This window comes from Arcicella sp. LKC2W, assembly GCF_034931005.1.
GTDB lineage: Bacteria > Bacteroidota > Bacteroidia > Cytophagales > Spirosomataceae > Arcicella.
Map to the genome: position 1 here is coordinate 173,033 of NZ_JAYGIN010000014.1, position 13,019 is coordinate 186,051.

General features: G+C 35.2%; 11 protein-coding genes. 8 read left to right on the plus strand and 3 right to left on the minus strand.

Features of this window, described 5'->3' with window-relative positions; genetic code table 11:
• The first annotated feature begins 7 nt into the window (after positions 1 to 7).
• The 7 genes from VB796_RS12775 to VB796_RS12805 all read left to right on the plus strand — a co-directional run bounded on the left by VB796_RS12775 (position 8) and on the right by VB796_RS12805 (position 9,448).
• A complete protein-coding gene (locus tag VB796_RS12775; protein ID WP_323346937.1) occupies positions 8 to 982 on the plus strand; it encodes an NAD(P)-dependent oxidoreductase in 975 nt (324 codons plus the stop codon).
• A 57-nt stretch (positions 983 to 1,039) separates the two neighbouring features.
• Positions 1,040 to 2,101 carry a metallophosphoesterase gene (locus tag VB796_RS12780; protein WP_323346938.1) on the plus strand — a complete coding sequence of 354 codons (1,062 nt, stop codon included), beginning with the start codon at positions 1,040 to 1,042 and terminating at the stop codon, positions 2,099 to 2,101.
• 288 nt (positions 2,102 to 2,389) lie between these two features.
• The gene (locus tag VB796_RS12785; protein WP_323346939.1) at positions 2,390 to 4,360 is read left to right on the plus strand and encodes a M1 family aminopeptidase; all 1,971 of its coding nucleotides are present in this window, start codon (positions 2,390 to 2,392) and stop codon (positions 4,358 to 4,360) included.
• Between the two features lie 164 nt (positions 4,361 to 4,524).
• Positions 4,525 to 5,154, plus strand: coding sequence for a DUF1080 domain-containing protein (locus tag VB796_RS12790; protein WP_323346940.1), 630 nt, complete (start codon positions 4,525 to 4,527; stop codon positions 5,152 to 5,154).
• 237 nt (positions 5,155 to 5,391) lie between these two features.
• The gene (gene katG / locus VB796_RS12795; RefSeq protein WP_323346941.1) at positions 5,392 to 7,629 is read left to right on the plus strand and encodes a catalase/peroxidase HPI; all 2,238 of its coding nucleotides are present in this window, start codon (positions 5,392 to 5,394) and stop codon (positions 7,627 to 7,629) included.
• Positions 7,630 to 8,165: 536 nt separating this feature from the next.
• Positions 8,166 to 8,855, plus strand: coding sequence for a YafY family protein (locus VB796_RS12800; protein WP_323346942.1), 690 nt, complete (start codon positions 8,166 to 8,168; stop codon positions 8,853 to 8,855).
• A gap of 95 nt (positions 8,856 to 8,950) precedes the next feature.
• On the plus strand, positions 8,951 to 9,448 hold the full coding sequence (locus VB796_RS12805) for a DinB family protein (protein WP_323346943.1): 498 nt from the start codon (positions 8,951 to 8,953) through the stop codon (positions 9,446 to 9,448).
• Positions 9,449 to 9,596: 148 nt separating this feature from the next.
• On the opposite strand, the gene VB796_RS12810 is transcribed toward VB796_RS12805, so the two are convergent.
• The gene (locus tag VB796_RS12810) at positions 9,597 to 10,433 is read right to left on the minus strand and encodes an endonuclease/exonuclease/phosphatase family protein (RefSeq protein ID WP_323346944.1); all 837 of its coding nucleotides are present in this window, start codon (positions 10,431 to 10,433) and stop codon (positions 9,597 to 9,599) included.
• Positions 10,434 to 10,504: 71 nt separating this feature from the next.
• On the opposite strand from VB796_RS12810, the gene VB796_RS12815 reads away from it, so the two are divergent.
• A complete protein-coding gene (locus tag VB796_RS12815) occupies positions 10,505 to 10,639 on the plus strand; it encodes a hypothetical protein (protein WP_323346945.1) in 135 nt (44 codons plus the stop codon).
• 387 nt (positions 10,640 to 11,026) lie between these two features.
• On the opposite strand, the gene VB796_RS12820 is transcribed toward VB796_RS12815, so the two are convergent.
• Both VB796_RS12820 and VB796_RS12825 read right to left on the minus strand, forming a co-directional pair.
• Positions 11,027 to 11,599 carry a hypothetical protein gene (locus VB796_RS12820; protein WP_323346946.1) on the minus strand — a complete coding sequence of 191 codons (573 nt, stop codon included), beginning with the start codon at positions 11,597 to 11,599 and terminating at the stop codon, positions 11,027 to 11,029.
• A 115-nt stretch (positions 11,600 to 11,714) separates the two neighbouring features.
• Positions 11,715 to 12,773, minus strand: coding sequence for a CFI-box-CTERM domain-containing protein (locus VB796_RS12825; protein ID WP_323346947.1), 1,059 nt, complete (start codon positions 12,771 to 12,773; stop codon positions 11,715 to 11,717).
• Positions 12,774 to 13,019: the final 246 nt, after the last annotated feature.

Here is a 13,019-nt window from a genome sequence, read left to right on the forward strand (position 1 = left end):
TAATAGAATGAAAAAAATACTAATTGTTGACGATTTACACGAAAATATCTTCCCATTATTAGCGGATATGAATTTTGACGTAAACTATCAACCAAACATTAAACGTCCTGAGATTTTAGAAATCATTAAAGATTATGAAGGGCTAATCATCAGAAGTAAAACCAAAGTTGACCTTGATTTTTTATATCATTGTGATAAATTAGAATTTATCGCCCGAGCTGGTGCAGGTTTAGATTTGATTGATTTACAGGAAGTTGAGCGAAGAAAGATAAAAGTTTTTGCTGCGAATGAAGGAAATTCAGATGCCGTTGCAGAACATACGTTGGGTATGATTTTAGGACTTTTTAATAAACTCAATTGGGCTGATAGTGAAGTGCGTCAGAGCATTTGGCAACGAGAACAAAATCGTGGCATTGAGCTAAAAGGCATGACCGTTGGGATAATCGGTTTTGGAAATATGGGTGTTGCCGTTGCACAAAGATTAATGGGTTTTGGCGTGACGGTTTTGGCGTATGATATTGCCCCAAAAGATTGGACTGAATACGGGTTTTTAGCTAAAAAAGCCACAATGGAAGAAATTTTTGAACAAGCGGATTTACTCACAATTCACGTACCGCTTACGCCCGAAACCAAAATGATGGTGAATGATGCATTCATTCAGAAATTCAAGAAAAATATCTTTTTAATCAATACTTCAAGAGGAGAAGTTGCTTCTGTAAAGGCAATTTTGAATGGATTAAATTCAGGGAAATTACGAGGTTCATGTTTAGATGTTTTGGAAAATGAGAAATTAGCAACGCTTTCTGAGGAGCAAAATGAAGTTTATTCTCAATTATTTCAAAAGAAAAACGTTATACTCTCGCCACACGTAGCAGGTTGGACAGTTGAGAGTTACCGTAAAATCAATGAAGTTTTGGTGAGTAAAATTAGAGAACAGGTTAGTAACGCAGACTTTAGTCTGTTTGCTAAAAGAACAGACTGAAGTCTGTGTTATAATGCAGACTAAAATAAAGGACAGACTGAAGTCTGTGTTACAAAAATGAAAAAAATACTTTTGATTTTATTATGCTTTATTTTGAATGATTTACAGGCTCAGAATAAACCCTATTCACTGTTTCTCATTGGCGATGCAGGCGATGATATTGTGCAGAACGACGTACATAAAACTTTGCAAAAACACCTAACCGAAAATCAAAATGGAGGAGTTGTTTTTTTGGGGGATAACATTTATCCACGTGGTTTAGATGGAACAAAAGACGCAGAATTGAAACTGTTAACGCAACTGCACACACTCAGAAATTTTAAAGGAGATTGGTTTTTTATTCCAGGAAATCACGATTGGGCAAAAGGGCGTTGGAAAGGCTACAAAAATGTAATTCGTCAGGCAAATTACATTAATAAATTTGCCAAAGATTCTCTCAATCAGCCTAATACCAAACACTTTTTTCCCGAAAAAGGCTTGCCTGGCCCTGTAACACGTGATTTAGGTAATAATATCGTACTTGTTTTTACCGATACCGACTGGTGGCTTCATCGTTCGTTTTATCATAAAGTTGGCAAGGAGGAAACATTTAAAAAAATGGATATTGCCTATTTCAACCGTCTTGATTCTATTTTGACTGCCGTTGAAAAACAGGGAAAGAAATCCATTTTTTTATCTCATCATCCCATTGTTGACTACGGCGAACACGGGTATCATAAAGGAAAAAGTTGGTATTATGCTTTGGTAAATTACACACCGCTACAAACGTTTGGACTTTTAGGGGTCAATCGTGCTTTGAATGCGGAGATGAATCAGCCCCGTTATATGAGACTGGCTGATAAAATGTATTTGATGTTACAAAAGCATAAAAATGTCATTGCCATTGCGGGTCATGAGCATAATTTACAAGTAATCAAACGTCCCAATTCTTTGTTTTTAATTAGTGGTTCGGGTAGTAAATTGACTCCATTGAAAAGAAAAATAACCCAAAAAGATTGTCTTTTCAATGCCAGTAAACCGGGTTTTATGGAATTGATTTTTGAAACAAACGGCAAAGTAGATTTGAAAGTTTGGGGAGGTGATGGGAAATTATTAAATGAGCAAAAGGGGATTTTTTGAAATTAATTTGATGTGTTATAGACGGCTAATTACACTGTTATAGAGAATGACATAACTTATTGGAATAAGAACTTCCCGAAAGTTTAAAACTTTCGGGAAGTTGAGCCGAATTACTAAATTTTACTTCTAATAAGTTATGTCTCAGTCTATAATAAGTTAAATTATTGATATAATCTTTTTCATAGTTGTAAGAAAGTTTAAATAAATGGAGTTTTGTAGTATAATTCATTCAATACGTAATAATACGAATAATCTATTTCCGTTATTTCATCAACGACAAATTTTCCCATGAAAAACTTACTATTTTTAAGCTTATTTATTTTAACGCATTTTACCATTTTCGCTCAAATTCCTGATAGCGAATGTGCCATTGGTAAAATTGCTGCGATGCAAAAACGCTTGCAAAATGCCAAATTGCAGGGTAATCAAGCGGCTGATAATAATATTGATGTAACGTATTATAAACTTGATTTGAGTATTGCTTACACCACTAAAAGCATCAAAGGAGAAGTAACCATTAATGCCAAAAGTAAAATCTCAGAACTTAATCAAGTGACCATTGATTTACAGAATGCCCTCACGACTGACTCCGTTAAAATAGGGAATAGCAAAATGCCTCATCTGCATCAATCCAATCAGATTTTAATCAATTTAGATAGAAAATATACTGAAAATCAGCTTGTTAGTTTAGTGATTTATTATCACGGAACTCCAGGTTCGAGTGGATTTAATAGTTTTGTTTTTGGAACTCACAACAGTCAAAAAGATTTAGCGATATGGTCATTGTCTGAGCCTTATGGCACACCAGATTGGTTTCCTTGTAAAAATGCTGTTGAGGATAAAGCCGATTCTTCTGATGTTTGGATTACAGCGGATAAATATTATGTTTCTGTCTCGAATGGAATTTTGGAGAAAGTCATTGAAAATCAGAATGGTACAAAGACTTATCAATGGAAAAATCGTTATCCAATAGCTCAATATCTCATTTCGATTGCCCTTAGTAATTATTCAGAATATAAAAATTCTTTCAAATACGATGGGGTAAATGAAATGCCCGTTACCCATTTTATTTATCCAGAATCCTTAACAACTGCCAATAAATTAGCACTTGATAAAACCGTTTTTATGTTGGATTTATTCTCTCAAAAATTCGGATTGTATCCATTTATCAAAGAAAAATATGGACACGCTCAGTTTGGTTGGGGCGGAGGTATGGAACATCAAACTTGTTCCTCAATGGGCAGTTTTGGCGAAACTTTAATTGCCCATGAATTGGCTCATCAATGGTTTGGCGATAAAATAACCTGCAAAAATTGGGAAAATATTTGGCTCAATGAAGGTTTTGCCTCTTACGGTGAATGTATTTATAATGAAGCCGTCGGTGGAAAAGTGGCGTATGATAATTATATCAAGAATTTTATGACCAGTGCCAAAACTGCCAAAGGGACGATTTTTGTGCAGGATGTAAGCAATATTAATGAAATATTCAGCTCCCCACGCACGTATCGGAAAGGAGCAACGGTACTGCACATGATGCGTGGAATTGTGGGGGATGATGTTTTTTATAAAATCCTACAAACTTATATTGCTTCCAAAAATGCTTATTCAAGTGCCACAACTGAAGATTTTCAAGCCATTTCCGAACAAGTTTCCGGACAAAAATTAGACTATTTTTTCAAGCAATGGATTTATGGAGAGGGGTATCCAAAGTATAAAATGCAATGGTCGTCGCAGGCTCAAATTAACGGATTTTATAAAGTCAATTTGAATATTTCTCAAAATATAAATACCAATCCAACTTTTTTCACAATGCCAATACAGTTGAAAATTGATTTAGGTTTGGGAGATACTACTGTCACTATTTTTAACGATAAATCTTCACAATCTTTTGAAGTTGTACTGAAAGAAAAGCCCTCCAATGTAACGTTTGACCCTAATAATTGGATTTTGAAAGATATAGAAATACTGAATGTGTTAGCAAACGAACCTGTTTTTGGGGATAATTTTGGCTTGAAAGTATTTCCTAATCCGAGTTCAGATGAAATATATGTAAGTTACCAATTGTCTAAAAATGCAATCGTTAAAATTTCGATGATAGATTTTTCTGGAAGAGAAATTTTTAGGAGTTCAGAGGAAAAATTGCCACAAGGAAGTTATTCACAAAATATCAAAATCAATGATTATCCCGCAGGAACATACATTATCAATTTGAATGTCGATGGACAAAATGAAAGTAGAAAGTTATTGATGGTAAAGTGAAATATCGGGGCTTTGTAATTCAAAATTTAACAATCGTTTCTCAAAATGTTTCAATCGTGGTAAGATGGGACAGAATTGTATTGTTTTTTAGTAAATTTTATTCATATAAATCCATTTGGAAATATTACTCATGGGTATCTCTTAACGTAAAATGTCATTTCAAAATGAAACAAATCGTATTATTTCTTAGTTTTTTATTAACCACAAATGTCTCTTTTTCTCAGAAAAAAGAAAAAGGTTGGGTATCACTATTTGATGGAAAAACCTTTGCGGGTTGGCACGTCAATGAAGAGCATCCAAGCACTTTTTCAATTGAAGACGGAACAATAAAGGTGGCAGGTGAAAGAACTCACTTATTTTATGAAGGTTCAGTTGCCAATCATGATTTCAAGAATTTTGAACTAAAACTGAAAGCGAAAACTTTGGCAGGGTCAAATTCGGGTATTTTTATTCATTCTGCTTATCAAGCAAGTGGCTGGCCCGACAAAGGTTATGAAGTGCAAGTAAACCAAACGCATGGAGATTGGCGTAAAACGGGAAGTTTGTACAGTTTTAGCGATGTAAAAGAAAATTTTGCTAAAGACAATGAGTGGTACGAATATCATATTATTGTAAAGGATAAGCACATCGTTATCAAAATCAATGATAAAGTAGCGGTTGATTATACCGAACCCGACACGCTTCCTGCCGACCGTGGACAAAAGCATTTGAGTTCAGGAACATTTGCACTGCAAGGACATGACCCTAAAAGTATTGCGTATTTCAAGGATATTAAAGTGAAGGTTTTGAAATAAAAAGAAAGAGTCCAAAACGGAGCAAATGAATTTCATTTGCTCCGTTTTGCTTTTAGAGTCATGGCTTTTGTCTTGATATTTCCTGACAAAATATCTTTTAAGGTTATGGTCATTTCTGTAAATTATTACGCTTTGTTAAATATAAATTAAATTTATATTTCCATAGAATATATAGATGAAAATTATTGAAATATTAATTCTAAATTTGTTCTATCAAAATTAAAAAAATCTCTCAAAATGGAAAATAACACAGATTCGAGTAAATTACACGACATGAACAGTGGGGGGAAATGTCCTTTTCCGCACGGAAATACGACATCAATATTGAAAAGTGCTGGAGCAGGTACAAGAAACCGTGATTGGTGGCCTAATCAATTGAAATTGAATATTTTACGTCAGCATTCTACTTTGTCAAACCCAATGGGCGAAGCATTTAATTATGCAGATGAGTTTAAATCGCTTGACTTAGATGCTGTAAAGGCTGATATTTTTGATTTAATGACTACCTCACAAGATTGGTGGCCAGCAGATTATGGTCATTATGGCCCATTCTTTATTCGTATGGCTTGGCACAGTGCAGGAACGTATCGTATTCAAGATGGTCGTGGTGGTGCAGGTGCAGGAACACAACGTTTTGCTCCATTAAATAGCTGGCCAGATAACGCCAACCTTGATAAAGCACGTTTATTACTTTGGCCTGTAAAAAAGAAATATGGTAAAAAACTCTCATGGGCTGACCTTATGGTTTTGGCAGGAAACTGTGCTTTAGAATCAATGGGCTTTAAAACTTTTGGTTTTGGTGGTGGACGTGAAGACGTTTGGGAGCCTGAGGAGGATGTATATTGGGGTTCTGAAAAAGAATGGTTAGGAGGTGATGCCCGTTATACAGGCGAACGTGACCTTGAAAACCCTTTGGCGGCGGTTCAAATGGGACTTATTTATGTGAATCCAGAAGGACCAAACGGAAATCCAGACCCGTATGCTGCTGCTCGTGATATTCGTGAAACTTTTGCTCGTATGGCAATGAATGACGAAGAAACAGTTGCTTTAATTGCAGGTGGACACACTTTCGGAAAAACGCACGGTGCTGCAGACCCAAGTCAATATGTTGGTAAAGAACCAGCCGCAGCAGGTATTGAAGAGCAAAGTCTTGGTTGGAAAAATACTTACGGAAGCGGTAGTGGAGTTCATACAATTACGAGTGGATTGGAAGGTGCATGGACAACTACGCCTACCAAATGGAGTAATAATTTCTTTGAAAATCTATTTGGTTTTGAATGGGAATTAAGTAAAAGTCCAGCGGGAGCTCATCAATGGAAGCCAAAAGCAGGTGCAGGAGCAGGTACAGTTCCTGATGCTCACGACCCAGCTTTAACACACGCTCCGACAATGTTGACGACTGACCTTGCTTTGAGAATTGATCCTGCTTATGAGAAAATTTCAAGACGTTTCTTTGAAAACCCTGACCAATTTGCAGATGCCTTTGCTCGTGCATGGTACAAATTGACTCACCGTGACATGGGACCAATTTCGAGATATTTAGGAAAAGAAGTTCCGTCAGAAATCTTGATTTGGCAAGACCCAATTCCTGCACGTACCTATGAATTGATTAATGATGAAGACATTACTACTTTGAAAGGGCATATTGCTGCTTCAGGTTTATCAGTCTCTGAATTAGTATCAACGGCGTGGGCTTCTGCATCAACTTTCCGTGGTTCAGACAAACGTGGTGGTGCTAATGGTGGAAGAATTCGTCTTGCTCCTCAAAAATACTGGGCAGTCAATAATCCTTCTCAATTATCGAAAGTTTTAGATACGCTTGAAGGAATTAAAGCTACATTCGATAGCACTGGCAAAACAGTTTCAATGGCAGATTTGATTGTTTTAGCAGGTGGTGTTGGAGTTGAACAAGCGGCTAAAAATGCAGGAATTGATGTAACAGTACCATTTACGGCAGGACGTACTGATGCGTCGCAGGAAGAGACAGACGTTGATTCATTTGCAGCATTAGAACCTGTGGCAGATGGTTTCAGAAATTATCAAAAAGCACGTTTTACTACTTCTTCAGAAGAATTATTACTTGATAAAGCTCAATTATTAACGCTTACAGCTCCAGAAATGACTGTTTTAGTGGGTGGTTTACGTGTGTTAAATGCCAATTTTGATAAATCTCACATTGGAGTTTTTACGGAGAATCCAGAATCGCTTACTAACGATTTCTTCTTGAATTTGCTTGATTTGGGTACAACTTGGAAATCGGTATCAGAATCTCAACAAGCTTTTGAAGGTCGTGACCGTAAAACTGGAGAAGTTAAATTTACTGCTTCTCGTGTAGATTTGATTTTTGGTTCAAATTCAGAATTACGTGGTATTGCTGAAGTTTATGGTTGTGAAGATTCTAAAGATAAATTCGTGAAAGATTTCGTTGCTGCATGGACGAAAGTAATGAATCTTGACCGTTTTGATTTAGTGTAATATTAGTGAGTAGTTATTGGAGATTGGTTATTGGGAAACTGGTAACTACTTTGTGATAGTTTGATTTCTTAGAAGGGGTAGTCTGGAAACAGATTACCCCTTTTTTGTTAATGGGAATAAAGCAGTCAAAGTTAGATTTCCTCCAACAAGTTCCGAGTAACGCAGTCAGCGTTCAAAACGCTGACTTGATTTCACTTCACAACACCACCTCTTACCTCCATATCATTGTTCCTGAGTAACGCAGTCAGCGTTCAAAACGCTGACTTGATTTCACTTCACAACACCACCTCTTACCTCCATATCATTGTTCCTGAGTAACGCAGTCAGCGTTCAAAACGCTGACTGCGTTAGACTTGCTTGAATAACGTAGTCGATATTAGGATTCGATAATGAGGAATTGTATAATTTACAAAAGCCACGTATATTTGAAATAGTTAGAAACAGAAACAGAAATATTTAAGATTGAAACTTACTCAACGTCGGTGAGATTCAAACCCTCGCTGACGTTCTTCCATTTACATTAAGACAAATTACAAATGAATCGCATCGATAGACTTTTTGGAATATTAACTTTTTTGCAATCGAGAAAATATGTTTTAGCAGAAACGATTGCAGAAAAATTTAATATAAGCGTCCGTACTGTTTATCGAGATTTAAAGGCTTTAGGCGAGTCGGGTATTCCATTAAGTTTTGAACCCAATAGAGGTTATTTTATCGTTCAAGGCTATTTTTTGCCACCAATTTCGCTTTCTACTGAGGAGGCAAATGCCCTATTATTGACAGAATCGTTGGTTTATGGTTTTACGGATAAGTCAATCCAGAAACATTATTCCAATGCTCTTAATAAAATAAAGGCAACGCTACCGCATAAACAAAAAGAGAAGATTGATTTATTGACCAATAATATTAAGTATCAAGTTCCTGAACGGTTAAATCAAGATTACGAGCATTTATCGATTTTGCAACGTACCATTGCGTCCAAAAATATCATTTCGTTTTCCTATAAAAATAATAAAGAAGAATACAGTACACGCCAAGCTGAACCCATTGGATTGATTTTCTATGCTTTTGGCTGGCATCTTATCGCATGGTGTCATAAACGGAATCAGTACCGAGATTTTAATGTGTCAAGAATGTCTCAAATCCAAGATACGTATCAAGCTTTCAAAAAAACTGACCATATAGAAGTAAGCGAATATATGCCTCAATTGCCTGTAAAATATTAATTTAAAAAAATAAAAACATCAAAAAATGCACTGACATAGGGTTGTCAGTAGGAGGTATTTTCTTTGTATCGTTAACTAAAAAACAAAGGAAAATTATGTCAATGATTGAAATGTACCTCAAAGAAGTAGAGCAAGAATCGCTTGTTACTCGTAAAATGTTATCTATCATTCCTGAAGATAATTATAACTGGCGACCGCACCCCAAAAGTATGACAATTCGTACATTGGCGACACACATTGCTGAATTACCAACTTGGATAACGATGGCACTAACCACTGACGAATTGGATTTTGCTTCTGCTCCTTACAATCCAATAATCATCAATAATAATAATGAATTATTGGAGTTATTTGAAACCTCTTTAATAGATGGACGTTCTCAATTAGTATCAGAAAATGAAGAGAAAGTTACTGAAAATTGGACATTACGTACTGGCGAACAAATTCACATGATGTCAACTAAAGGGGAAACTATTCATCATGCTTTATGTCAAATTATTCACCACAGAGCCCAATTAGGTGTTTACTTACGTTTGTTAGATGTGCCGATTCCAGGAAGTTATGGACCAAGTGCTGATGATACTAACTTTTAGTATTGGACAGTTTAGTATTTGGTAAATTAAAAAGGGTATCCATTGCTTTGAGAAAGTAATGAATACCCTTTTCGATTTTATACCAATAAACATCTTGTGAAGCTGATTTACTTGTTATAAACTTCCAATGATTTATAAAAACGCTATACTAAAACTCAAGTTGAGCCAAAACGGCATGGTGGTCGGAAGCAAAACGACCACCCCAAGTGTTACTCAAAGTAGCGTGTTTGAGGACTTTAATTTTATCGGTATTCAAGAAAATATAGTCAATTAATTTGCCCGTTATTTCCTTTGACTCAAAACCATTGAAGGTGCTTGCGGGTCCAAAATGAGCTTGTTTAGAGACTTTTTGAGCATCAATCAAGCCTTCATTGATAATAACAGTTGGTTCTTCCGTCGGCGTACTGTTGAAATCTCCCGTTAAAATTACGGGTATTTTTGGGTCAATCGCTTTGATTTTGGCTACCAACATTTTAGCACTTTCACGACGAGCGACTTGCCCAATATGGTCGAAATGGGTATTGAAAACGTAAAATACTTTTTTCGTTTTGTTATCTTTCAATTTTGCGTAAGTGACTATACGATTTAAAGCGGCATCCCAACTTTTACTTGGTTTTTCGGGCGTTTGGCTCAACCAAAAAGTATTGCTCTCCAAAACCGTGTATCTATCTTTTTTATAGAAAATGGGCGAAAATTCCCCACCTTCTTTGGCATCGTCACGCCCAACGCCAATATATGTATATGTAGGAAGTAATTTAGTTAAATCTCTAATTTGTCCTACCAAGACCTCCTGCATTCCGCAAATATCCGCTTCGTAAAACTCAAGCATACTTGCAAGATTTTCCTTACGTTTTGACCACTGATTTTCTCCATCCTGAACGGTTTCCATTCGGATATTGAAAGTCATGATGTTTGTTTTTTGCTGAGCAAAACTGCCGAAAGAGGTACTTAATAAAAGTAAAAGCAGATAAAATGTCCTTTTCATAGATTGTCAATTTTTTCAACAAAACTATCAATTCTAACTGGTAATTCTACCCTGACTATGATGAAATTTGTGTGAATTTTGGAGGGGGAAATGTTGATGGAAAATATTATCAATCGCTTGCCTCTTGGCGAGTGACTGATGGAAACTTTCCGAAACAATATCCATTGTGGGTTTATAACTTTCGGGAAGTTAAAGCAACTTGTTAAACAGTTTATTCTTTACAAACCGAATAAATTTTAGGTACAAGTGACGTTATGCTTAATATTTGTATCAGTGGGGAGGCGGGCGACTGATGGAAACTTCCCGAAAGTAGAAATAACTTTCGGGAAGTTAAAGCAACTTATTAAACAGTTTATTCTTTACATACAAACTGAATAAATTTTAGGTACAAGTGACGTTATGCTTAACACTTGCATCAGTGGGGAGGCGGGCGACTGATGGAGATAACTTCCCGAAAGTTATAAACCCACAATGGATATTGTTTCGGGAAGTTAAAACAACTTATTAAACAGTTTATTATTTACATACAAACTGAATAAATTTTAGGTACAATTGACGTTATGCTTAACACTTGCATCAGTTGGGGACTGAGTTTATTTTCTTTCAAAAAATTTTAAAATGTTATTGATATTTACTCCAAATCCTGCAATGTTAGGTTCAAGAATTATTGTGTCGTTCAATATTTTCCCGATTCCACCTTTCAATTCCTTTTTCACTTTAAAGTTTTTGATTTCCTTTTTGTCTTTAATGTCTTGAAATACTTTTTCAATTATTTTAATAACGTCTTGAGGTGTCTTGCAAACCTTTGCAATTTCAATAAATACTAATTTGTCTTCTGGAATTTTCCCCCCGATTGACTGTTTGTCATTACCATCTAAAAAGTATTTCGGATGAATGGTTGTAATCATCAAAGCAGGAAGAAGTTCTTTCGGGTCAATTCCGTTCACAGATTCCCAAGACATTAGTTCAGAATAAAAATGGCTTTCAGGAATTCCTTGAATAGCAAGAGAATTATTTTCGGCAGCGAATTTTGCAATCTTATCAAAACTGTCACGCAATATTTTACTAATTGGTTCGTCCCAATTGTAATAGTCAAGAATATAGAGATAGTAATTACGTTCTACACTCTCTGGTATTGCTGCAATTGTGCTAATTTTTAGTCCCATTGTAATTTGTGATGTCTGTTTTTAAGCTGATTGGTTACTTTTATAGATACTAAATTTAGATACTAAATTGTTGTCATACTTTTGTAATATTTGACACTTTACCAATAATTATTCTTTAATACTGAACTTTTCTGTCTTGGTATTGAGTTTTTTCAACTCCCGATTCGAACAGTTTGACAACAAATTTATCAAGTTGTTTACGCCCTATACTTTTGAACCATTTAGTTTCACCAAACTTACGTACAAGTATTGGACTAATTCTATAATAGGTTTTAACAAACAATCTTCCATGCCAATTTCTTGCAAGTGTATTGTCTCTAAACCGTCTTAATGCCCAAACTTCAGGACAATCATATGAACCGTAAATAGAAGTTGCAATATAACATCCTTCAGAAGAGATGTCAATTGTTGGTGTTTGATAAGATGAATCATATACCTTTATTTTTTCTGAATATTGAAGGATTATATTTTTATTAAATTCCTTATCTTGAAGCAGATTAATATACCCATTATGCATTTTAATTCCACGCTTCCATGCATCAGATGCAAGAGTTCCAAAAGTGTCTTCGAATGTTTCTGTCAAACAATTGCCGAAATTATAAATTATGCCAGCCGAAGCTGATACATTATTAACATATTGTTGAGTGTAGTTATTTCTAATTTGAATATCTATTTTGTTGTAATGGCTTTTTGCAGCATTGTACAACATTTCAGAAATCAATAAAATTTGTGCATAAAGCTCAGTTACAACATTTGTTTGTTCTTCACTATCAACAATTCTATTTTTTACCAAATGAAACGTCGAAGGAATACAATTGCTTACGGATATGGCTGCATTTTGAATCTCTGAAATTTTACAAGACATTCCTCTAAAGAACACAACGTAAAAATTAGCTTCCCAACTACTTGGGTCTTTGACTAATATCATATCATAATATCTAAGAGCGTTTTCATTATTGTGACTATCTTTGGCTCTTCTTGCAACTTCATATAAGTTTGTTAACTCCGATGATGTGTCAATTTTTACAGTTCCTGTAACTTCAATTGTACCATCAATTATCATCTTCTTTGCTTCTTCAACAGAATATTTTGTACTGCAAGATTGGCAGATAAAAACACCATCTTCTTTTATCAAATTAGTGCTATCACATATTTCACACGTTAATACTTTCATAGTTTCAGTCTCTTTTGCTACTTGTTGTTTGTTTTATAATGGTAGTTAATACGTGTATTTGCGAAGTTTCTAATTTGGCTAAAATACACCTGTAATTACTTTGGTAAAAAATGTGTTATGCAAAATTCCAATATGGCACAACACTCAAATATACAAAAGTGTTGTAGTACTTTTGGGAATTTTCGACATTTTGCTAATCATTATTTTGGGAATACTAAAATTTTTCAAAACCTCCCACAATCTACA